Raw genomic sequence first — 21,576 nt, 5'->3', positions numbered from 1 at the left:
GGCCGCCGCGTGGGCATGGCACCCGTGCGCTTCGGCGCCCAGCAGTCGGTGCGGGGGCCGGTCCGCTGACCGGTCACGGGCTCCGCCGCGCGTAGCAGAAGAGGTGCTCCTCGGGGCCGGCCAGCGGGTCGGCGGGGTGGAAGGGGGCGGTGTGGTGGTGCAGCACCTCCAGGCCCCGGTCGGCGAGCCGGGCCAGGTGGTCCGCCGTGGACAGGCTGCTGACCGTCACCTCGTGGCCCATCCATTCGATGTCCAGGCCCCGGATGTCCCCGGGCACGGTGGCCATCACGAAGTACCCGCCCGGCACGATCCAGGAGGCCATGCGGTCGAGTGCCCCGGCGACCTCCGGCTGGTCCATCACCAGGAGGGGGAAGAAGGCGCACACGGCGTCGAACCCGCCCGGTTCGGGTGTGTACGTCCGCACGTCGGCCTGTTCGAAGCGCGCTCCCGGGACCCGGGCGCGGGCCAGGGCGACCATGGCCGCCGAGACGTCGATGCCGGTCACGTCGCAGCCGGCCCGGACGAGCGACTCGGCGGTGGGCCGTCCGGTGCCGCTGCCCACGTCCAGCACGCGGGCTCCGCCGGGGAGCCGGGCGGTGAGCCAGTCGAGCGCCGCGAGCTGGCCGGGCACCCGCCCGAACGCCTCCTCGTAGCGCTCCCCCAGCGCGTCGAACACCTCTGCCGCCGACTTGCGTTGACTCATGGGTCCGCCCTCCGTCTCGGGGAGACCACCGTACCGGGCCCGGTACGGGGGGTGTTGGTGGACCGCCCGCGACCTCCGCTCCGGCACGTGACAGCATGCACCGTCCGCGTTACGCCCAAGGAGCACCGTGCAGAGCCTCACCGACGACGACCCGTCCCGCATATCCTCGTACCGGTTGCTCGGACGCCTCGGCGCCGGGGGCATGGGTACGGTCTACGCTGCTGCCACCCCGGACGGCTCGAAGGTGGCCGTGAAGGCCATGCACTCCGCGTTGGCCTCCGATGACGACCACCGGGCCCGGTTCGCCCGCGAGATGGACCTTCTCCGGCGCGTGCACGGCCCGTACGTGGCCGCCTTCGTCGACGGCGACGCCACGGCGTCGCGGCCCTGGCTCGCCTCGCAGTACGTTCCCGGCCCGACTCTGCGCGAGCGTCTGACCGCCTCCGGCCCACTGCCGGACGCCGTACTCCGCTCGCTGGCGGGCGCGACGGCGCATGCGCTCGCGGGTTTCCACTCCGCCGGAGTGGTCCACCGTGACATCAAGCCGGAGAACGTCATCCTCGCGCCGGCCGGTCCGAAGGTCCTGGACTTCGGCATCGCCCACCGTCTCGGCGCGCCCGCCATCACGGACCCCCACGCGCGGACCGGCACCCGCGGGTGGATGGCGCCCGAACAGTACACGGCCGCCGTCGCCAGTCCCGCCTCCGACGTGTTCGCGTGGGGGCTCCTGGTGGCCTACGCCGGCACGGGCCGGCACCCCTTCGACGACCGGGCCCGTGATACCGGCGCCACGGGCGGCGGCGAACCCGACCTGCTCGGCCTACCCGACGTGTTGCGCCGGTTGGTGGCATCGGCACTCTCGATGGAGCCGTCGCGGCGCCCGTCCGCGGCCCGGCTCGCCCACGCCATCGCGGAACCGGAACCCTGCGCGGACACCCTCGTCTTCCCGACCGTCGCGTACACCGCGGTCGAACCGCTCACGGAACCGCTCGCCGCCGCACTGGTCGACGTGGTGCGTGCCGGATGGGACGTACGGGAAGAGCCCGGGGAGGAAGAGGAACGGCAGGCCCCGACAGACCGATCAGAGCCGCCCCGTCCCCGGCCGGCCCTGCCGGTCCCGCCACGGGTGGTGGGGCCCGCCGTCCGGGAAGAGCGGGCCACAGCGTGGACGACGGTCGTCGGCGCCGTCGCGGTGGCCGCGACCGTCGTGGGCGTCGGGTTCTCGCCGCTGTGGGCGGGCGATGACGGTGAGCGGGCCGCCGCGCCGCCGGGCGCACGGGCCACGCCCCCGGCCCCGGCCCCGCCGCCCCTGACACCCACGCCGTCCGCGACCCCGACACCCACCCCGGCCGCCACCCCGACGCCATCCCAGTCGGCGAGCCCGTACCCGTCACTGGGCGGCATCCCCACGACCACGCCGGCGGCTGCCTTCTGGCTGCCCACCGCGGAGCAGTGGAAGGCGGCCGAGAGGATCGACCCGCTGCCCGAGGGTTCCGGGGAAAGACGCACCCGTGCCCAGGATTTCGCCATGACCATCGCCTACGACCGGAACCTCACCCCGTCCACCGGCGAGATCCGGATCCGCCTGGACCCTGCCACCGGCACCATCTTCGCCCTGGGCGCACCCTCGATGGGTATCCGCACCCCGGACGACACCAAGCCCGGCCACCTGCCGATGCCGATCTACGCGGGATCCTTTCTACGCGACTCGGTCACCGGAGGTTCCAAGTGGCTCGAACCGGGCTACGGGCAGGATGAGCCCACCCCTGCCACGACGGGGCCCAAGGTGTTCCGGCGGTACGCCGTCGGCTACTTGGGAGCCGACGGCGTACCCGTCTTCGTCTATGCGGGCGGGTTGGACGATCAGGGGAGCGAACTCGGATCGGGCCTCCTGGCTCCTTGGGACAAGGTACTGGCCGAGGCCGAGAAGCCGCTGATCACCGACTGAGGCACGTCCGGGACTCGACTGGGAGGGCCGCGGGGTCGGGGCAGGGGTGCTTCTTCACGGGCGGCAGCCGATGTCGAGTTCCGCGGCCGGGGTCCATGGCCGGCCGGCGACCTCGCCCGTGCGGTGGCGGCGTACCACTGGGTGTGCCAGTGGGTGGCGGCGTCGCCGTCGAGGACGTTGGCGGCGACGCCGTCCTCACCGGTGGTCTCCTGGCTGTCGACCGCCTTGACGCTCATCTGTCCTTGGGGGACGAGGAGTTGGCCGCCGCCGGCCGGTCTGAGGTCGTCCACGGTCAGGTCGTCGAGGATCAGGTCGGCCTCGTTGCGGGAGTTCTCGGGGATGACCTTCCGTACGCCGATCCAGGCGTCGGCGCCCGCGGTGAAGGCCGGGTGAAGACGGTGGACGTACGGGCCTGATCCCGGGCGGCGGCGGTCTCGGTGGTCCCGGAGCCGGTGACGAACCGGTAGTCGCCGCTGAAGCCGATCTCGTAGGAGGAGGTCACCTTGTACGAGTGGCCCGGGGTGAGCCGCAGGTCTGCGGGAGGGTGCGGTAGACGAGCCCGGGCCGCTCCTCGTGCGACTGGAGGGAGTTCCGGCCGCCGATCACGTCGTCGACGAGCTTGCCGTTCCAACCGGCTTGCGTGTACGGCGCGTTGCGCTGGGCGATGTGGGTGCGCGCCCGCCATACCGCCGGCCCAGGAGTGACCCTAAGGGGCCGGTGCCCGAAGGGTGCGGCGGCTATTTCACCGACCCCGCCATCACCCCCTGGACGAAGTGGCGTTGGAAGGCGAAGAAGACGATCAGCGGGACGACCAGGGACAGGAACGCCCCCGGCGCCAGGACGCCGATGTTGCTTCCGAACTGGCGCATCTGGGACTGCAGCGCGACCGTGAGCGGCTGGGACCCGCTGTCCGCGAAGAGCAGCGCCACGAGCATGTCGTTCCAGACCCAGAGGAACTGGAAGATGGCCAGGCTCGCGATGGCCGGGCGGCCGAGCGGCAGGACCAGCCGCGAGAAGATCCGCCACTCGCTGCCGCCGTCCATCCGGGCGGCTTCCAGCATTTCGCGCGGTATCTCGGCGAAGTAGTTGCGCAACAGGAAGATCGCGAACGGTAGACCGTAGGCGACGTGGAAGAGGACGACGCCCGCGACCGTGCCGAACAGCCCCATCGCGCCGAAGAGTTTGGCCACGGGCAGCAGCCCGATCTGCACGGGTACGACCAGGAGTCCGACGACCACCAGGAAGATGGCGTCCCGGCCGGGGAACTCCAGCCACGCGAAGGCGTATCCGGCGAGTGCCGCGATCGCGACCACCAGGGCGGTGGTGGGCACGGAGATGAGGACGGTGTTCCCGAAGGCCTCCGCAATGCCGGAGTCCTTCAGGAGGGCGCCGTAGTTGTCCAGGGACAACTGGGACGGGTCGGTGAGGGCGGTCCACCAGCCGTCGGAGGCGTTGTCGCCCTCGGAGCGCATGGAGGAGATGAGCAGGCCCGCCAGTGGAGTGATCCACACGAGGGCGACCAGGATGAGGGCACCCTGGACGAGGGAGTTGCTCAGCAGGCGCGCCAGCCGGTTTCCGCCCCGGCGCCGGAGCCCGGAACTCGGCGCGGACGGGTCGGGGATGGGGTGGACCGCTGCCGAAGGCCGGGGCGGTCGGCGCTCGATGGTGCCGTGGCTGCTCATGATCCACTCCTTCGGAAACGCCGGATGTTGAAGATCATCGCCGGGACGACCAGCAGGAGGAGCACCACGCTGAGCGCGCTGCCGAGTCCCTGGTCGTTGCCGCCGCCGAATGAGACCAGCCACATTCGGGTGGCCAGCACGTTCGCCTCTTCCTGGACCGGTCCGGGCGCGATGATGTAGACGAGGTCGAAGACCTTCATCACGTTGATCACCAGGGTCACGAAGACGACCGTGAGTACGGGTCCGAGCAGCGGCACGGTGATCTTGCGGAAGATCTGGCCCTCGGAGGCACCGTCCATGCGCGCGGCCTCCAGAGCGTCGCGTGGGATGGCCGCGAGGCCGGCGCCGATCAGGACCATCGCGAAGCCGGTCCACACCCACAGGTAGGCGCCGATGATGGCCGGTGTCACCAGCGCCGGGCCGAGCCAGTTAACCCCCTGGTACGGGGCCTCGAAGTTGGTCGCGGGGAGTCTGACGGTGTACGCACCCTCGGCCAGGCCTGCGAAGTGGAAGGACCCGTCGTCGACGGTGACGGCGGTCGCGGCCACCCGTCCGTCCCGTACGGCCTCGACCGTCATGCCGGGCAGACCGTTCTCACCCGGGTCGACCTTGCCCGGTGTGCCGGCGCCGCCGGGGGCGAAGTCGAGGTAGACGACACCGCCGATTCCGTCCGCTCGGGGCGCGTCTGTGGACGCGGCCTTCGCTCCGGTGGGCAGCGAGCCGGGTGGCACCCCGATGAGGCCGAGACTGACCGAGCGGCCGGGACGTACGACGTGCTCGGTGCTGTACGGGCCCCCGGCGCTGCCGGTCAGGCCTTGGCCCTCCCGGGCCCGGGCCGTCGGATAGGCAGCGGTGTCCTCGAAACCGTCGTGGACGCCGACCACGGCCGCGTTGAGCACGCCCCGGGCCGGGTCCTGTTCGTAGGCGAGCCGGAAGATGATGCCCGCGGCGAGGAACGACACGGCCATCGGGAGGAAGAGCACCAGCTTGAACGCGGTTGCCCAGCGCACCTTCTCAGTGAGCACGGCGAGCATCAGCCCGAGCCCGGTCAGCAGGGTCGGGGCGACGACGACCCACACGGCGCTGTTGCGGATCGCCTTGAGGGTGGCCGGGTCCTGCACGATCGCCGCGTAGTTCCCGGCTCCGACGAAGCGGTCGCCGTCGGCGTCGAAGAGGCTGCGGCCCAAGGAGAAGAGGACCGGGTAGGCGACCAGCGCGCCGAGGAGCAGCAGGGCCGGCAGGACGAAGAGGACCGCGAGGCGGCGCTTCCTTCGCTGGGCCCGGCGCCGCCCGTCGGCCGCGGCGCGGGCGGTCGGGGTGTAGGCCATGGAAGTCGCCTCAGTTCCCGTAGGCCTTGGCGGCCTCCGCCTCGAGCTGTGCGGCCGTGCCCTGCGGGGTCGACGGGTCGCGCAGGAAGTCCTGGAGGAGCTTCCACTCGCCGGCGCCCTTGGTGCCGCCGAACGCGGCCGGGGCCTGGTCCGACATGTCGAAGCGGATCGAGTCGCCTGCCGCGATGAGCGAGTTGGCGGTGCTGCGGGTGATGTCGTCGCCGTACGAGGCGATGTCGACCTCGTTGTTGGGGGACAGGAACCCGCCGGCGCCGGCCCAGACCTCCGCCGCCTCGGAGCCGGCGAGGAATTCGAGCAGCTTCATGCCGGCCTTGCTGTTCCTTCCGTCCTTGAGGACGACGGCCGCGTCACCGCCGCTGACGACCGGCGCCCTGCCGCCGTCGACCGAGGGGAACGGGAAGAACTTGGCGTCCGTTCCGAGCTTCTTGCCGAACTGGTCCTTGGCGACCCCGCCGACGAAGTCACCCTCGTAGACCATGCCCGCCTTGGGCTCGGGTCCGAAGACCTGCGCGACCGACGAGGGGAAGTCGGTACCCAGGGCCGTCTGGGCACCGCCGGCGACGAGCTGCTTGTCCTTGAACAGTTCACCGAGGGTGGTCAGCGCCCTGACGACGCTGTCGTCGGTCCACTTGAGCTTGTGCTGGGCGAGCTGGTCGTACTTCTCCGGCCCGGCCTGGGAGAGGTAGATGTTCTCGAACCAGTCGGTGAGGGTCCAGCCGTCCTCGCCGGCTATGGCGAAGGCCGGGCGGCCGGAGTCGGCGAGGGTGCGGCCGGCCTTCAGCATGTCGGTGTAGCTCTTGGGCTCGTTGACGCCGGCCTGCGCGAAGGCCTCGGGGGCGTACCAGACGGTGGACTTGTGGGCGGCCTTGAAGTAGAGCCCGTAGTACGTGCCGTCGACGGTGCCGTAGTTCCTCCACACCGGGGAGAGGGTGGAACCGGCGGTCTGCGCGGCCTGGTCGGACAGGGGCTGGAGCCAGCCCTTCTTTGCGAACTGCTGGAGCACGCCCACCTGGGGAACCATGACCAGGTCGGGCGCGTTGCCACCTTCGATCTTGCTTCCGACGAAGGTGGAGACGTTGTCGCCGGACGGTACGAAGACCGTCTTGGCGCCGGTCTTCTCGGTGAAGGCGTCCAGGACCTTCTTGAAGTTCTTCTGCTCGCTGCCGGTCCAGACGCCTGCCACGGTCACGGTCTGGCCGCTCAGTTCGCCGCCGCCGGCCGGTCCGGTGCTGGCGCAGGCGGTGGCCCCGAGGGCGAGGGCGAGGGCAGCCGATGCGGCGGCCGCGGTCCGGCGGGGCGTCTTGCTGGGTCGTCCCATGAGGGGTCCTTTCGTGGAAGTCCGGGGCCACGGGGGCATGTCCCGGATTCACTGGGAGGGGTCGCGTACGAGGAAGAGGGAGAGGAGAGGGGAGGAGGAGGTCAGGGGTGGGGGGCCGGATCCGGCATGGGATTCCGGGTGGTCACGGGCCGGGACACTCGGCCGTCCACCATGCGGCGGTCGCCGCGGGGAGCACCCCGTCGGGACAGGGGCCGCTGGTGAGCAGCGGAGTCCCGGGGACCGGGGCGGGCACCGGCTCCGTGCCGAAGTTCACCGCGCAGATCAGGCCGTCGCCGCGGGCGATCGCCAGCACCTGCGGTGGCGCGTCCAGCCAGCGCAGGGCGCCGTCGCCGAGCTGCGGCAGGCTGCGCCGCAGCTGGAGGCCGTCGCGGTAGAGGTGCCAGAAGGAACGGGTGTCGGCCAGGGCGCGGTCGGTGGCGTGCTCGGCGAACCACTCGGGCTGCGGCAGCCACGGTTTGGCGCCGGCCGCTTCCCGGGTGAAGCCGAACGGGGAGGCGTGCCCGGACCAGGGCAGGGGCACGCGGCAGCCGTCCCGGACGTGCTTGCGACTGCCCGTGCGATGGAAGATCGGGTCGGTGAGGACCTCGTCGGGCAGGTCGAGGACCTCGGGGAGGCCGAGTTCCTCGCCCTGGTAGATGTACGCGGCGCCGGGCAGCGCGAGCATCAGGAGGGCCGCGGCGCGGGCGCGGGCGGCTCCCAGCCCGCTGCCCTCCACCCCGGGCTCCCCCGCGTAGCGGGTGACGGTGCGGACCTGGTCGTGATTGTTGAGGACCCAGGTGACGGTGGAGCCGGTGCCCGCGATGTCGCGTACCGCTGCGGTGATCGTCGCGCGGAAGGCGTCGGCGTCCCAGGCGGCGCTGAGCAGGTCGAAGAAGAACGCCTGGTGCAGTTCGTCGGGGCGGACGTACTCGGCGTGTTCGCGTGCGGTGGGCACGGACACCTCCCCGACCAGCAGCCGCTCGCGACCGTCCCGGGCGGTGTACTCCTCGCAGACCGAGCGCCAGCGCCGCCACACGTCGTGGACCTCGGGCTGGTTCCAGGCCAGCTGGTTGACGGCGTCGCGGGCCCGCTCGTCGGCTCCGGGGTCGTCCGAGTCGGGCAGCTCGGGGTGCTTGAACAGTCCGGCGGCGACGTCGATGCGGAAGCCGTCGACCCCGCGGTTCAGCCAGAAGCGCAGCACGTGCTCGAACTCGTTTCCCACGGCGGGGTCGCGCCAGTTCAGGTCGGGCTGCTCGGGGGTGAAGAGGTGCAGGTACCACTCACCGGGGGTGCCGTCGGGCTCGGTGATCCGGCTCCAGGCGGGACCGCCGAACATGGCACGCCAGTTGTTGGGGGGCACCGACCCGTCCGGGCCGCGGCCGGGCGCGAAGTGAAAGCGGGAGCGCGGCGCGCTGCCCGGTCCCGCAGCGAGCGCGGCGCGAAACCACGGGTGCTCGCTGGAGCAGTGGTTGGGGACGATGTCGAGCAGCAGCTTGAGCCCGAGTCTGCCGGCGTCGGCCACCAACCGGTCGAATTCGGCGAGGTCACCGTAGACGGGGTCGACACCGCAGTAGTCGGCGACGTCGTAGCCGTGGTCGTGCTGCGGCGACGGGTAGAACGGGCTGAGCCAGATGCCGTCGACACCGAGCTTCCTCAGGTAGGGGAGCCCGGCCCGGACGCCGGCCAGGTCGCCGATGCCGTCCCCGGTGCTGTCGAGGAAGCTGCGGACGTAGACCTGGTAGATCACCGCATCGCGCCACCAGGGGGCGGATGCGCCGGCGGCGGGTGAGGGGTGGCCGGTGGCGGCCGGAAGGGTGCTGAGCATCTCGCGTCGACCTGTCTACTGAATGCGAGAGCGCCCCGGATCGGTGCGCTGTTATGCATGCATGTTAAGTAGCAGCGACTGGAAGGTGTCAACGATGTGTCCAAAAATAGCGAAAGAGTGGGGTAGTTTGCACTGAATTACCCGCATGCATGAAGAAGGGCCTATACTTAACATGTAAGTAGAGGCCCTGACAGGGTGGAGGAGCGGAGCGGTGCGATCAGCCCTTGCCGGAGAGGGTCCCGAGTTCGCGCGAGAGCCGCGCCGCCGCCTGCTCGGGCGTCTGGCGCAGGGCCATCAGGTCCTGCGCCACGGCCTGCACGGCGAGGCTCACCTGGTCGTAGCGCGGACTTTTCGGGCGTGGCACCGCCGACAGCACGCTCTGGCGCAGCGTGGGCAGATACGGATACGCCCGGATCAGCTCGGGATCCTCGTACAGCGCGGCGCGCACCGGCGGCAGCGCGCCCGTGGTGAGCACTTGGCGCTGGACGCGTTCACTGGTGAGGTAGGAGATCAGATCGGCCGCCGACGCCGGATGCCGCGCATGGCTGCTCACGGCGAGGTTGGAGCCACCCAGCACGCTGGTGCCGGGCCCGTCGGGGCCCGGCAGCGGCACCGCGCCGAACCTGCCCGCGACCTTCGACCCCGCGGCGCTCGCGTCCGCGTAGGCATAGGGCCAGTTCCGCAGGAAGAGCAGCCGACCGTCCTGGAAGGCCTGCCGCGACTCCTCCTCCTTGTAGCCGAGCGCCTCGTGGGCGATCCAGCCGTCCCGCACACCCTCCGCGAGGAACCGCAGTCCGGCGCGCGCCGCGTCGGAATCCACGGTCACCCTGTCGCCGTCGTCGCGCAGGATCGATCCACCCGCCGAGTGCACGGCCTCGGTGACGTTGACGGTGAGCCCCTCGTACGGCAGGAACTGGCCGGCATAGCCGTCCAATCCGTACTTCGGGGCGATCGTGCGTGCCTGGCGGACCAGGTCGTCCCAGGTGCGCGGCGGTTCCTCGCCCTCCCGGTCCAGGATGTCCCTGCGGTAGTAGAGCAGTCCCGCGTTGGTGACGTACGGGACCGCGTACAGCCGACCGTCGAAGGTCGCGGTGTCGACGACCGGCCGCAGGAAGGCGTCCAGGGGGAAGCGGTCACGCTGCAGCGGGGAGATCAATCCGGCCGCGGCGAACTCGGAGGTCCAGGCGACGTCGATGTTCAGTACGTCGAACCTGTCGCGCCCCGATCGCAGTTCGCTGATCATCTGGGCCCGCGTCTCGTCCGCCGAGTCGGGCAACTCGACGAGCGTGACGCGCTCGTCGGGATGGGCCTCGTTCCAGTCGTCCAGGAGCGGCGGGAGGTAGTCCGTCAGATCGCCCGCCGTCACGAGCGTCAGGGGGCCGCGGTCGCGCTCCCCGGGAGCTGCGCCCGCGTCGACGCGGACGCCGAACCCGCTGAATCCCGTCAGTACGACCGCCCCCACCAGGAGGGCTCTACCCGCGGCACGCATCCACCGCATAGATTCCTCCCAGTGCACGATCCGGCTGCGCCGCCGACCATCGTGGCCTATATATACCCGTTAGGCATGGGCGATACTAGACGCCCAGGCAGACGAGCCGGACGGCGGCACACATCGGCCCGCCGCCGAGTGAACCGTTGACTACGGAGCGGGAAGGAGGGGGAGCGAGTGCGGCTGGCGCTCCTTGCGCTCCTCACCCGTAGCCCTGCGCACGGTTACGAGCTGAAGCAGGACCTTGAGAAGCTCCTGGGCGCCGCGTACCCTCACCCCAACGTCGGCCAGATCTACGTCACCCTCGGCCGGCTGGAGAAGAGCGGCCTGATCGAGGGCGAGGACGTCGAGCAGTCGGGGCGGCCCAACAAGCGCACGTACAGGCTGACGGACGCCGGGCGCGAGGCCGCACTGGCATGGTTCGAGGACACCACCGAGGAGCCCCGGGTACGGGACGAGTTCTTCATGAAGCTCGCACTCGCACCGCAGTCGGGTCTGGCCGACCCTGTCGCACTGATCAACAAGCAGCGGCGGCAGTACCTCAACACCATGCGGGACCTGTCCAAGCTGGCCGCGGCCGAGGACCGCGACAACAAGATCTCCCAACTGCTGATCGAGGGCGCCATGCTGCACCTGCAGGCCGACCTCGACTGGCTGGAACGCTGCCAGGAGGAGCTGGAATGAGCGACGACGCCGGCACCACCGCTCCTGCCGTATCCGTCCAGCCCATCGTGCGCGCCGAGGGCCTGACCAAGACGCACCACGGCGAGGGCACGCCGGTGCATGCCGTGCGCGGGGTGGACCTGTCCGTCCAGCCAGGCGAGTTCGTCGCGGTCACTGGGCCGTCGGGAGCGGGCAAGTCCACGCTGCTGCACCTGATAGGCGGCCTCCAGCGCCCCGACAGCGGGAAGCTGTGGCTCGGCGGAGAGCGCGTGGACGAATACCGCGAGGCCCGCTGGGCGGTCCTTCGGCGCCGCAGCGTCGGCGTCGTCTTCCAGTTCTTCAACCTGGTCTCGAACCTCACCGTCGCCGACAACGTCGAACTGCCCGCCCTGCTCGCCGGAGCCTCCCCGAAGGCCGCCCGGGAGTCCCGCGCCGAACTGCTCGCCGAACTCGGCCTCGAAGGCCGGGAGCGGTCGATGCCCGGCGAGCTGTCCGGCGGCGAACAGCAGCGGGTCGCGCTCGCCCGCGCCCTGGTGAACCACCCCGCGCTGCTGCTCGCCGACGAACCGGCCGGCAGTCTCGACAGCAAGGGCACCCGCGAGGTTCTGCGGCTTCTCTCCCGGTTCCACCAGCGCGGTCAGACGATCATGATGGTCACCCATGACGCCCGGATGGCCAGCGCCGCCGACCGCGTCATCAGCTTCTTCGACGGGCGCATAGCCGACGACGCGCAGCTCGGCAGCGGGCGCCGGGGGCCGGCCCGCGGCGTGGCCGGCGTACTGGATCTGGAGCTGAAGGAGTGACCGTGCGGGCCACTCTTCGCTGGGCGCACGCCGACTTCCGCGCACACCGCGGCGAAGCCCTCTTCGTCGTGTTGGCCAGCGCCGGGATCATCGCCTCGCTCCTGCTGGCCGGCGCGCTGTTCAGCTACGCCGCCAACCCCTGGCAGCGTGTCTTCAACCAGTCCCACGGCGCGCACGTCTGGCTGCACACCCGGGCCGGGGCGGACACTGCCGCCCTGTCCCGCGTGGACGGGGTCGCAGCCGTCTCCGGGCCCTACCGCACGGCGGCGACCACGGTCGAGTCGCGTGGTGCTCGGGCCGGGGTGACGCTGCGTGCGGCCGCGCAGGCGCCCCCGGAGACCGGGCGGCCCCTCGTCACCACCGGCAGCTGGCTCCCCCGGCCGGACGAAACCGGCGGCGGTGCGGGGGTCGGCAACGGCGCCGTCGTACTGGAGGCCTCGGTCGCGCGCGCCCTGTGGGCGGAGCCGGGCGACACGGTACGGGTCACCGGCCCGGACGGCGCGCCGCACGCATTGCAGGTGAGCGGGATCGCCGAGGTGGCCGAGCCCCGCTACCACCCGGGGGGCGGGCCCGGCCTCGGCTGGGTGCTCTCCGGCACCCTCGACGACATTGCCCGCGGCGCGACCGGGCAGAGCGTGGGCCTGCGCCTGAAGGATCCGGACGACACCGACTTCACCGTCCAGCGTGCCGTGACCGTCCTCGGTGCCGACCGGGTCGCCCACGTCACGACGTGGCAGCAGGCGCGGGCGGAGGCGGGCGGCGACGACCGGCTGCTCGGGCAGATGTTCGCCGTCTTCGGGCTCGGTGCGCTGCTCGCGGCGGCGCTCGCCGCTGCCGGAGCGATCGGCGCCCGGGTCCGCGGCCAGCTCAGGGACATCGCGATCCTCAAGGCCGTCGGCTTCACCCCCGGCCAGGTGACCCGTGGCTTCCTCGTACAGCATCTGGCCTTCGCGCTCCTCGGCGTGGCCCTCGGCACGGCGGCGATCGCTCTGCTGGGCGCCCGGATACCCGGGCGGATCGGGCAGGCGGCGGCGGTGTGGCAGGACCTGCCCGGCCACACCGCGCTGATGATCGGCGTCCCCTGCGGCGCGGTGCTGCTGATCGCGGCCGCGACCGGGCTCTCGGCCTGGCGGGCCGGACGGGTCCCACCCGTGCCGGTGGCCCGCGCGGCGCTGCCGTCCGCCGCACCGATGACCGCGCTCGGCAGGCGGGCTCTCGGAGCACGCGTGCCTCCCGCCCTGGTCCTGGGATGGCGCGCGGCGTTCCCACGGCGCGGCCGGACGCTCGTACCCGTGGCCCGGCTCGCCCTGCCGCTCGTCCTCATCACGGTCGCGCTCGTCGCCTGGTCGACGCTGGACCAGTTCCGCAGCCGGCCCGCACAGATGGGGCTGCCCGCTGCACTGACCGTACGGGCCGGAGCGTCCCCGGGGCCGTCCGCAGCGGAACTGGAGAAGACCCTCGCGGCGACCCCGGGCATCGCCGCGGTCCACCCGGGCGCCGAGATGGCGGCGCTCGTGCCGGGGCAGACCGGCACGATCACGCTCCGAGGGCTGGGTACGACCCGGGACCCGTACCCCTCCAAGGTGGTGGAAGGGCGCGCGGTCGGCGGTCCGGACGAGGCAGTGGCCGGGCAGGGGCTGCTCGACCTCCTGGGGGTACGCGTCGGCGCGTGGGTGCGGATGACCGTCGAGGGACGGCCGCAGATCCTGCACGTCGTCGGCCGCACCATCGAACCCGAATCCGGGGGCCGGGTGATCACCACGACGATCGACGCACTGCGGGAGCGCGATCCAGGGCTGCGGCCCGACTACCACGCCCTCGTACTGCGCAAGGGCGCAGACCCCCGGGCGGTGAGCGCCGAACTCGCCGGGGCGGACGCCGGCATCCTGGAGGTCCGCGAGGCGTCGAACCCTGTCGACCGACTGGAACCGGCGCGCGGAGTGATCGCCGCCCTGATCGCGATCCTGGCACTGATCGGGCTGATCGAGCTGCTGACGCTGATCAGTACGGGCGTACGGGACCGCAGCCGGGATCTGCTCGCGCTGAAGGCGATCGGGCTGACGCCCCGACAGATCGGCTCGATGATCGTGACGGCCGCCGGACTGACCGCGCTGGCATCCGCCGTGGTGGGCACGACGGTGGGGGTGCTGTCGGGCCGATGGCTCGTGGACACGCAGGGCGCGTCGAGCGGAATCGGCGCGGGCATAGCCCAGCCACCCACGTGGCCGGTGTTGTTGACGGTGATCGCCGGGGCGGTGCTGGGCGCGGTGGCCGCGGCCGCGCTCCCGGCGGCCCGGGCGGGCCGGCGACGGCCGGCGGACTCGCTGAGCGAGACGCTCTGACCGCTCCGGGAGCCGGTACGTGCCCGATCCCCGAGAGAGGACCCGGCTCCCCGCCGCACCGGTACGCCCCGGCCTCCCGGGTCATCCCCTCGGTCCGCGTCACCGGGATGTCGCCGCCGGAGAGCCGATGATCGACAGGACCCTGTCCGGGGGGTCAGGCGGAGGCGGGGACGAGGACCACGGCCGTCCCGTACGCGCACACCTCGGTCCCTACGTCGGCGGCGTCGGTGACGTCGAAGCGCATCATGAGCACGGCGTTCGCGCCGCGCGCCTTCGCCTGCTCGATGAGCCGCTCCATGGCCTGGTTGCGGGTCTGCACCAGGGTCTTGGTGAGGCCCTTCAACTCGCCGCCGATCATCGACTTCAGGCCCGCGCCGATCTGGCTGCCCAGGTGGCGGGAGCGCACGGTGAGGCCGAAGACCTCGCCGATGACCTGCTCGACCCGGTAGCCGGGGACGTCGTTGGTCGTGACGACGAGGACGCCGGTCTCGTGTGCCCCGGCCCCGCCGCCGTAGTCTTCGATACCCATGGCCCCCACTCTCGCCCGGGCCGCCGCCGCCCGCATCCGGGGAGCCGCGCGGTCAGCGCATTCGGGCGGCGAGGCCGAACTCGTGGGCCACGACCACGGCCTGGGCGCGGCTGGACAGGGCCGGCTTGCTCATGCAGCGGTGGACGTGCGTCTTGACGGTGGCGGGGCTGAGGACGAGCCGTACGGCGATCTCGGCGTTGGGCAGACCGGCGCCGACCAGGGCGAGCACCTCGCGCTCGCGCGGGGTCAGTGTGTCCAGGCCGGGGTGCGGGGCGCGGGCGGCCGGGGCGGCGTAGGTGTCGATCAGTCCGCGCAGGGCCCGGGGGCTGAACAGCATCTCACCGGCGTGCACGGTGGAGATGGCGGCGAGCAGCCGCTCGGGCGGGGTGTCCTTGACGAGGAAGCCGCTGGCGCCGACCCGGAGCGCTCGGAAGACGTGCTCGTCGGAGTCGAAGGTGGTCAGCACGAGCACCTTGGGCCCGCCGTCCGCGGGGTCCTGGCGGCCGGCCAGGATCCGCTCGGTGGCGGCGATGCCGTCGGTGCCGGGCATCCGGATGTCCATGAGGACGACGTCGGGCCGGGCCTCGGCGGCGAGCCGGACCGCTTCCTCGCCGTCGCAGGCCTCGCCGACGACCTCGTAGCCGGGTGCGGCGGTCAGCAGCGCGGTCAGTCCGGACCGGATCAGGAACTGGTCGTCGACGACGAGTACGGACGGCATCCGCGTCACCCCCTCCCGCGGTAGATCATCGCCGTGTACACCCCTGGTTGTACAGCCTCGCCATCCAAGGGGGTAGGCCGGTCTCAACCCGTGGAGGGGCGCGGCCGGGAGCCGTCCGCCCGTAGATTTGCGTGCGCCGGTCCACCGGCCGGTGCCGGCCCTCCCCCCGGGGCCCCGCTGCGCGGCCGTGCCCGTTCGGGGGCGGGCACGGCTGCCGCGCCACGACAGGACAGATTGGTCATATCGGGCTAAAAGCCGGTGAGCCACCGGGGCTACGGCCTCCAGCCTCGTCATAGTCGTCCCTGGCAACCGCCTGGTTGCCGCCACCGCGCCGCGCGACGCGGCGGGCGGACGTCTTCGTAGAGGAGCCGGCTCATGCTGAAGCCCACCAGAACCATCCTCGCTCTCGCCACCGGAAGCCTGGTTCTCGGTCTGGTCGGAGCGGGCGCCGCCGTGGCGGACGACGGTGACAACGTGCCGCCGCGTGAGATCGTCGTCGGCGACGGCCAGCCCGGCACGTACCCGCACTACAAGCACGCCATCGGCAAGGTCGTCTCCAAGGGCCCGCTGAAGGTCCGCAGCAAGCCGACCACCAAGTCGCGGTCCGTCGGCCACGTGTACCCGCACAGCAAGCTCGAGATCGCGTGCAAGAAGTACGGCGAGAAGGTCGACGGGAACCGCGTCTGGTACCGCCTGTACGACGAGAAGAACGAGAACCACAACGAGAACCTGGACAACGGGATGGACGCCCCCAACCGCGCCGCCTACGAGAAGGAGCGCTGGGTCTCCGCCCGCTACGTCAAGAACCTCTCCGAGGTGAAGTACTGCCACTGACCCCGGGTCAGTCCGCCGGGCGTACGGTACGGGGTCCCACGCACTCCGCTCCGTACGCCCGGACCCGTTCGCGCAGTTCCCGGTCCGCCGTGACCACGACGCAGCCGCGGTCCGCGTGGGCCGCGGCCAGTTCCACGATCCGGTCGTCCCCGCTCCCGGGGGCCGCGTCCACGCGGACCCCGGGAACGGACTCGACGCCGCGGGCGGCGCCTTCGACGACGAGGATGATCTCCTCGTCCCCGCCGCGGCGGGCCAGGCGGTCCCGCAGCCGTTCGGCCGCGCCCCGCCGGTCCCGCCACCAGCCGTCGGGCACCGAGCCGACGACGTTCGCGCCGTCCACGATCAGGACGCCCGCCATGACGGCTAGAAGTCCCCGTAGTTGACCTGCCAGGTGGGCAGGCCCATCCGGCGCCAGACCGCGACCACCCGGTCCCGGTCGTCGAGCGAGACCCGTACCGCGTACCGGTGACGCACGTGGGCGTCGAACAGCTCCGCCTTCACCACGTCGTCGCGGCGCGTGTCGCCCGCCGCCCGCATCCACAGCTCGTCGTACGGCACCTGGTGGCGCCGCAGCCAGGACTCGGTCTGCGGACGGTGCTCCTCGCCGCGCCCCGACAGCAGCACGATCACATCGCCGTCGGCCCGCTTGAAGGCGTCCAGCGCGTGCCGGACCGACGCGTTGAGCAGGTCGAGCTCGCAGCGCGAGAAGTCGTACGGCCCGCGGTCACCGGTCAGGGCGAGCGTGCCGTCGATGTCGCACATCACCGCCGACGGCAGCGCCGGGTCGGGGACGTACGCGGTCACGGGCGGCACGGCCGCCGCGCCGGACGTCGTCCCGTTCAGCCACTCGGCCGTGAGCCGCCAGCCGCCCTTGCGGGCCTTCTCGTGCTTCTCGGCCAGGATCCGGATGATCTCCTCGCCGACCTGCCGTTCGCGGGCCGCGTCACGGCGCAGGCACTCCTCCAGCGGGACGTCGGTGAAGTCGTGCACGACGAAGGTCGCGAGCCCGCCGACGGCCGCCTTGAGCCGCTTCGGGATGTGCTTCGTCAGGTGCGTGTTGTCGACGACCACGTCGAAGCCGCCGTCCACGGCCGCGCGGACCGCCGCGTCCTGGACCTCCAGCACGGTCTGCTCGTGCGCCCAGGACCGGCCCCGCTCGGGGTCCGGCAGGTCGAACATGGCGCGCAGATCGTCCAGGTTGACGCGCCGCATCCGGCCGCCGGACTGCGCCTGGAGGGCGCGGGCCGCGGTGGTCTTGCCGGAGGCGGGCAGGCCGGTCATGAGGTGCACGACGGGCAGCGCCGCCTCCTCTGCCCCGCCCTCGGCCTCCTGCGGACCCGTCTCCCGCACGACGGTGTGCCGCGCGGGCTGCCGGACGGCGGGGGCCGGGTCCACCGGACGGGCCGCGGCCGGTACGACGGCGCGCGGCGCGACACCGGGCGAGGGCCGGCCCGTGCCCTCCGGCTCCTCCCGGCCGTCCCCGTCGGTGGTGTACGAGTCGGCCACCTCCGGCCGTACGTGGCGCCAGGTGGTGAGCTCCGTCGTCCGGCCGTCGAGCCGCAGGAACATCGCCGGGCGGACCTCCCGGTCCGGCAGTTCCTTGACGGCGCGGGCGAAGGCGCCCCGGTCGGCGGCCAGGTGCACCAGGCCCGCGTAGGCCTCGTCGATGGCGCGCTCGTGCGCCGCGGCCCGCTCCTCCAGGCGGGTGATCACCTCGCGCACCCAGGCGTCGAACTCGTCGGGCACCTGCTCCAGCAGCGCGTTCAGCGGCTTGCCGCCCGAGGCCTCGACCTCGGCGACGGTGCAGTTCAGCGCCTGCGCGAGCCGGTTGACCGGCAGGCCGGCGAACCGCTGGATGCCGTGACCGCGCCAGATGTCCCGCTCGTTGACCCCGGTGAGCACCCCGTGGAGGCGCACGTACTCGGACAGCTTGGCCTTGGCGCGCACACCGGAGGCGAAGCGCAGGACGAAGCCCTCGGCGTCGGTGCCGGTGGCCGCGGCGCCGCCGGGCATGGTGTTGGACTCGGTCAGCGCGATCAGCTCGTCGAGGGGCATGGCGGGCCACACCTTGACGACGGAGCCGATGCCCTCCCAGTGCGGCGCGGCCTCGGCGAGCGGGACTTCGGTGCCGTCCGCGCCGAAGGCCGCGAGGAGGACGAGGTCCCGGCGGTCGCCGTAGTTCACGACGATGCGGTTCTGCGGGTAGAGGATCTCCGCGAGGTACGTGACGCCCGGGCGCAGCGCGGAGGTGTCCTTGCCGTCGAGGCGCCGCTGGGCCCAGGTCGCCTGGGAGCTGATGAAGGAACCCTTGGAGGCGACCCGCCAGCGGCCCGCGTAGTGGAAGACGACCGCGAGGCTGCCGTCGACCTTGTCGTACACCTCGAACGGCTCGTCGGGGAGCGCGGGCGCGTACGGCATTCCCGCCTCGTGCTCGCCGACGTTGAAGAACTTCGGCAGCGGCAGGGCGACGATCGCACCGGTGGTGTCGTCGGCGACGAGTCCGCGGCAGCGCGTGGTGACCTCGTCCCAGACGCGCTCGTACTGGGCCGTCCGCGTGTACGTGTAGATGGACAGCGGCAGCTCGGGGTGCGACTTGCGGGTCACGTACCCGGCGTCGATCGAGGCCGCCAGCGCCTGGGCGGGCAGCAGGTCATGCAGAGTCAGGGTCTCCTGGCTCATGGGTTCCTCCCGGATTGAGATGGCCCATTCTCACCTGCGGGAGGGTCCGGCCGGTACTCAGTTCTGGCTGGCCGGGGCAGCGCCGAGGCGGTTGATGTCGGCGGGGCGCAGGATGTGGCCGGGCACCGCGGTGCCGGGGGTGGCGACGGCGATCATGGCACGGCCGAGGGTGTCGGAGGTGATGACGAGGTTCGGCGCGACCCGCCGCAGCAGCGGGACCAGGGGTGCGGTGACCGCGTAGAGCACGCGGTAGAGCCGGGTCTTGGAGGGCACGCCGCGCACCGGCTGGACGATGCCGGGGCGGAACATGTAGGCCCGGAAGGGCAGTTCCAGGAGGTCGTTCTCGGTCTTCCCCTTGACCCGGGCCCACATGGAACGGCCCCGCTCGGTGCTGTCCGTGCCCTCGCCGGAGACGTAGACGAAGGTCAGGCCGGGGTTGGCGGCGGCCAGCGGCCGGGCCACGGCGAGCGTCAGGTCGTGGGTGACGCGCCGGTACTCGTCCTCCTTCTTGCCGACGGAGGAGACCCCGAGGCAGAAGAGGCAGGCGTCGTACGCGGCCGCGTCGACCTCCGCGGCGGCCAGGTCGGACGGGTCCGCCTGGACGCGCTCGCGCAGCTTGGGGTGACTCACGCCGAGCGCGGTGCGTCCGATGACCAGGACGCTCTCGACGGAGTCGTCGCGCAGACACTCGCGCAGGACGCCCCGGCCGATCATGCCGGTCGCGCCGAAGAGGATGACGTTCACGGAGGCAGCCTAGGCGGGTCTAGTGGGAGACGCAGAGCTCGTTGCCCTCGGGGTCGGCGAGTGTCGTCCAGGTGCTGGGGCCCTGGTTGCCTTCGTGGAGGTGCCGGGCGCCCTTGGCGATGAGGCGTTCGACGACGGCCCGCGGGTCGTCTTCGCCGGTGCGGACGTCGAGGTGGACCCGGTTCTTGACCGTCTTGGGTTCGGTGATGAACTGGAAGAGGATGCGGGGGGCGCGGTGCAACCCCTCCGGGTGGCGGATGCCCGTGCCCGCCTTCCAGACGAGGACGCCGCGGTGGGTGGTGGTGTCCGCGTCGGTCGCCTGCCCCTCTTCGACCATGCGGCGGATGAACTTCTCGTCGCTGGGCTCCACTTCCCACCCGAGGGCGTCCGCCCACCAGTCGGCGAGCTCGTGCGGGTGGGCCGAGTCGATGGTCACCTGGAATGTGTACGCCATGCCGGGGACCCTACTGAGGGCCCACCGCGGCCGCCACCGGAACGGGCTCGTGGTACGAGGCCACGGCGGGCTGCCCGGTGCAGTTGGCTGCACAGGTCGAGCCAGGACGGGGTGTCGGAACGCGCCGCGAGGTGGGCCACCGGGTCGAGGCCCGGCTCGCGGGCCTCGGCCCTGTCCGGACGGTCCTCGCGGGCCCGCGACGTCCGGCACGGCACCTCGCCGCGCTGTCGGAGCGCGCGAGTACGGCCACGTACGAGCTGCGCTCCTCCGCCTCGCGATGCACCGCACCGGACCCCGCGGCTGTTGACGCGGTTCATCGTGTTGTTCGCGACCACCGAGCCGCGTTCCAGGTCGTGCGCGGACAGAGGTGAGGCGACGTCATCGGGCCGTTGTCCCCGGGCCGGGCGGGCGCCGGGAGCCCAGGCGGGCGTTGAGGTGGGAGACGAGCAGCGCGGCGAAGGTCAGCAGCCAGGCGCCCACGGCGATCCACAGCAGGACCTCGCCCAGGGGGCGCAGCCAGGCGATGCCGGCCGGGTCGGCCACCGAGAGGCAGGCCACGGAGGTCATGCCGAGCGGGACGACGGTGGCCCAGCGCCGGATGTCGTAGCGCGGCCGCGGGTGGCGCAGTTCGGCGATGAGGAGGACGACGTACCAGACGAGGGACAGGGCGAGGACGGCCAGGGTGACGTCGAGGAGGACCGTGTGCACCGAACCCGTCCACACGGGTGACGCCGTGAGTTTGGATCCGGCCAGGGCGGAGATGGAGAGCGCCCCGCCCGCGACCCAGTGGTCGCCCGCGCCGCCCACCACTTCGCGGAGGTCGAAGCGCAGGAAGGCGACCGCGTAGAGCACCAACCCGAGGCAGAAGGCGGCCAGCGCCGCCCAGGCCAGCCAGTCGTAGCCACCGGCGGCAGCGAGGGTCGCCGCGAGGACGGCCAGGCCCTGGGTGGCCACGCAGCCAAGGAACGCCACCCCCGGCATCCGCCGCCCCCAATGCCGTACGACGTTGACCAGCAGCCCGGGCCAGAGCGCCGCGGCGAGCGCGAACAGGGCGGCAGCCACGGTCTGCCAGCCGAGCATGGAGAGCCGGGTGCCGATGACACTGGTGGCGGCGATGGCCGTCAGCGCGGCCGGGGTGTCGGCATCGGCGCGGAACCGCCCGCGGTCGCCCAGCAGCCGGGCCGTGAAGTCGGCGGCGAGCACGAGCCACAGGGCGCCGGCGAGCACGAGGGCGACCAACGAGGACGGCTCGTGCCCGGTCAGGTGCAGGCCGACGGAGATGATGCCCGCCGCCATGACGGCGGCTCCCGCCGCCGGCGGGAGTCCGGTCCACCAACCGCTGCCGGGAGGGATGCTCACCCCTCCAGCGGACCGCACCGCTCCGCGCGGCGCCAGCGGACGGGGCCGACCGGCTCGCAGCCGGCTCAAACCCTTTGCACGCAGATCAACGGAGCCTGCACGCGATGCACATGCGGGGGCGCGGGCCGGTCCTAGGC

The 21,576-nt window shown here is 72.3% G+C and carries 20 protein-coding genes; 6 read left to right on the top strand and 14 right to left on the bottom strand.

The genetic code is table 11. The features are described 5' to 3' along the window. Positions 1–73: 73 nt before the first annotated feature. Positions 74–703, bottom strand: a complete 630-nt coding sequence (locus ACZ4VT_RS17525) for a class I SAM-dependent methyltransferase (RefSeq protein ID WP_467950541.1) — start codon at positions 701–703, stop codon at positions 74–76. Positions 704–830: 127 nt separating this feature from the next. Here ACZ4VT_RS17525 and ACZ4VT_RS17520 point away from each other — a divergent pair, with 127 nt between their 5' ends. Together ACZ4VT_RS17520 and ACZ4VT_RS17515 are read left to right on the top strand one after the other, a co-directional pair. Beyond that, complete coding sequence (locus ACZ4VT_RS17520; protein ID WP_467950539.1) at positions 831–2,651, top strand: serine/threonine protein kinase; 1,821 nt, start codon at positions 831–833, stop codon at positions 2,649–2,651. Between the two features lie 149 nt (positions 2,652–2,800). Further along, the gene (locus tag ACZ4VT_RS17515) at positions 2,801–3,067 is read left to right on the top strand and encodes a hypothetical protein (RefSeq protein WP_467950537.1); all 267 of its coding nucleotides are present in this window, start codon (positions 2,801–2,803) and stop codon (positions 3,065–3,067) included. A gap of 82 nt (positions 3,068–3,149) precedes the next feature. Here the strand turns inward: ACZ4VT_RS17515 and ACZ4VT_RS17510 are convergent, their stop codons facing one another. The 6 genes from ACZ4VT_RS17510 to ACZ4VT_RS17485 all read right to left on the bottom strand — a co-directional run bounded on the left by ACZ4VT_RS17510 (position 3,150) and on the right by ACZ4VT_RS17485 (position 10,323). Continuing rightward, entirely contained in the window at positions 3,150–3,392 is a 243-nt protein-coding gene (locus tag ACZ4VT_RS17510; RefSeq protein ID WP_467950632.1) for a hypothetical protein, read from the bottom strand. Next, positions 3,389–4,333, bottom strand: a complete 945-nt coding sequence (locus tag ACZ4VT_RS17505; protein ID WP_467950535.1) for a carbohydrate ABC transporter permease — start codon at positions 4,331–4,333, stop codon at positions 3,389–3,391. Before ACZ4VT_RS17505 ends, ACZ4VT_RS17510 begins: the two co-directional genes overlap by 4 nt. Then, complete coding sequence (locus tag ACZ4VT_RS17500) at positions 4,330–5,661, bottom strand: carbohydrate ABC transporter permease (protein WP_467950533.1); 1,332 nt, start codon at positions 5,659–5,661, stop codon at positions 4,330–4,332. Before ACZ4VT_RS17500 ends, ACZ4VT_RS17505 begins: the two co-directional genes overlap by 4 nt. 10 nt (positions 5,662–5,671) lie before the next feature. After that, complete coding sequence (locus ACZ4VT_RS17495) at positions 5,672–7,000, bottom strand: ABC transporter substrate-binding protein (protein ID WP_467950531.1); 1,329 nt, start codon at positions 6,998–7,000, stop codon at positions 5,672–5,674. A 142-nt stretch (positions 7,001–7,142) separates the two neighbouring features. Further along, positions 7,143–8,825, bottom strand: a complete 1,683-nt coding sequence (locus tag ACZ4VT_RS17490) for a glycoside hydrolase family 13 protein (RefSeq protein WP_467950529.1) — start codon at positions 8,823–8,825, stop codon at positions 7,143–7,145. A gap of 217 nt (positions 8,826–9,042) precedes the next feature. Further along, positions 9,043–10,323 (bottom strand): ABC transporter substrate-binding protein, encoded by a 1,281-nt coding sequence (locus ACZ4VT_RS17485; RefSeq protein WP_467950527.1) that lies wholly within the window; start codon positions 10,321–10,323, stop codon positions 9,043–9,045. Between the two features lie 168 nt (positions 10,324–10,491). Here ACZ4VT_RS17485 and ACZ4VT_RS17480 point away from each other — a divergent pair, with 168 nt between their 5' ends. Genes ACZ4VT_RS17480 through ACZ4VT_RS17470 form a run of 3 tightly spaced genes read left to right on the top strand, consistent with a single transcriptional unit; the run spans position 10,492 to position 14,122 of the window. Next, positions 10,492–10,998 carry a PadR family transcriptional regulator gene (locus ACZ4VT_RS17480; RefSeq protein ID WP_362804994.1) on the top strand — a complete coding sequence of 169 codons (507 nt, stop codon included), beginning with the start codon at positions 10,492–10,494 and terminating at the stop codon, positions 10,996–10,998. Then, on the top strand, positions 10,995–11,780 hold the full coding sequence (locus tag ACZ4VT_RS17475) for an ABC transporter ATP-binding protein (protein ID WP_467950525.1): 786 nt from the start codon (positions 10,995–10,997) through the stop codon (positions 11,778–11,780). Before ACZ4VT_RS17480 ends, ACZ4VT_RS17475 begins: the two co-directional genes overlap by 4 nt. A gap of 2 nt (positions 11,781–11,782) precedes the next feature. Further along, the gene (locus ACZ4VT_RS17470) at positions 11,783–14,122 is read left to right on the top strand and encodes an ABC transporter permease (RefSeq protein WP_467950523.1); all 2,340 of its coding nucleotides are present in this window, start codon (positions 11,783–11,785) and stop codon (positions 14,120–14,122) included. Positions 14,123–14,276: 154 nt separating this feature from the next. Here the strand turns inward: ACZ4VT_RS17470 and ACZ4VT_RS17465 are convergent, their stop codons facing one another. Further along, on the bottom strand, positions 14,277–14,651 hold the full coding sequence (locus tag ACZ4VT_RS17465) for a YbjQ family protein (protein ID WP_467950522.1): 375 nt from the start codon (positions 14,649–14,651) through the stop codon (positions 14,277–14,279). 52 nt (positions 14,652–14,703) lie between these two features. Then, positions 14,704–15,369: a response regulator gene (locus ACZ4VT_RS17460; protein WP_467950519.1), complete on the bottom strand. Its 666-nt coding sequence runs from the start codon at positions 15,367–15,369 to the stop codon at positions 14,704–14,706. A 375-nt stretch (positions 15,370–15,744) separates the two neighbouring features. Here ACZ4VT_RS17460 and ACZ4VT_RS17455 point away from each other — a divergent pair, with 375 nt between their 5' ends. Beyond that, positions 15,745–16,203: a hypothetical protein gene (locus ACZ4VT_RS17455; RefSeq protein ID WP_467950518.1), complete on the top strand. Its 459-nt coding sequence runs from the start codon at positions 15,745–15,747 to the stop codon at positions 16,201–16,203. A gap of 7 nt (positions 16,204–16,210) precedes the next feature. Here ACZ4VT_RS17455 and ACZ4VT_RS17450 read toward each other — a convergent pair whose 3' ends face one another. The 5 genes from ACZ4VT_RS17450 to ACZ4VT_RS17430 form a co-directional block, all read right to left on the bottom strand. Next, positions 16,211–16,561 carry an NYN domain-containing protein gene (locus tag ACZ4VT_RS17450; protein WP_351585262.1) on the bottom strand — a complete coding sequence of 117 codons (351 nt, stop codon included), beginning with the start codon at positions 16,559–16,561 and terminating at the stop codon, positions 16,211–16,213. Positions 16,562–16,566: 5 nt separating this feature from the next. Further along, positions 16,567–18,882 (bottom strand): phosphatase domain-containing protein, encoded by a 2,316-nt coding sequence (locus ACZ4VT_RS17445; protein ID WP_467950515.1) that lies wholly within the window; start codon positions 18,880–18,882, stop codon positions 16,567–16,569. A gap of 57 nt (positions 18,883–18,939) precedes the next feature. Further along, positions 18,940–19,626, bottom strand: coding sequence for a Rossmann-fold NAD(P)-binding domain-containing protein (locus tag ACZ4VT_RS17440; RefSeq protein ID WP_467950512.1), 687 nt, complete (start codon positions 19,624–19,626; stop codon positions 18,940–18,942). 19 nt (positions 19,627–19,645) lie between these two features. Then, complete coding sequence (locus ACZ4VT_RS17435) at positions 19,646–20,080, bottom strand: VOC family protein (protein WP_467950510.1); 435 nt, start codon at positions 20,078–20,080, stop codon at positions 19,646–19,648. A 378-nt stretch (positions 20,081–20,458) separates the two neighbouring features. Further along, positions 20,459–21,439: a tellurite resistance/C4-dicarboxylate transporter family protein gene (locus tag ACZ4VT_RS17430; RefSeq protein ID WP_467950508.1), complete on the bottom strand. Its 981-nt coding sequence runs from the start codon at positions 21,437–21,439 to the stop codon at positions 20,459–20,461. Positions 21,440–21,576: the final 137 nt, after the last annotated feature.

The sequence above is a fragment of the Streptomyces sp. NPDC029164 genome, from assembly GCF_055563995.1.
This window is presented reverse-complemented; position numbering and strand designations above follow the sequence as displayed.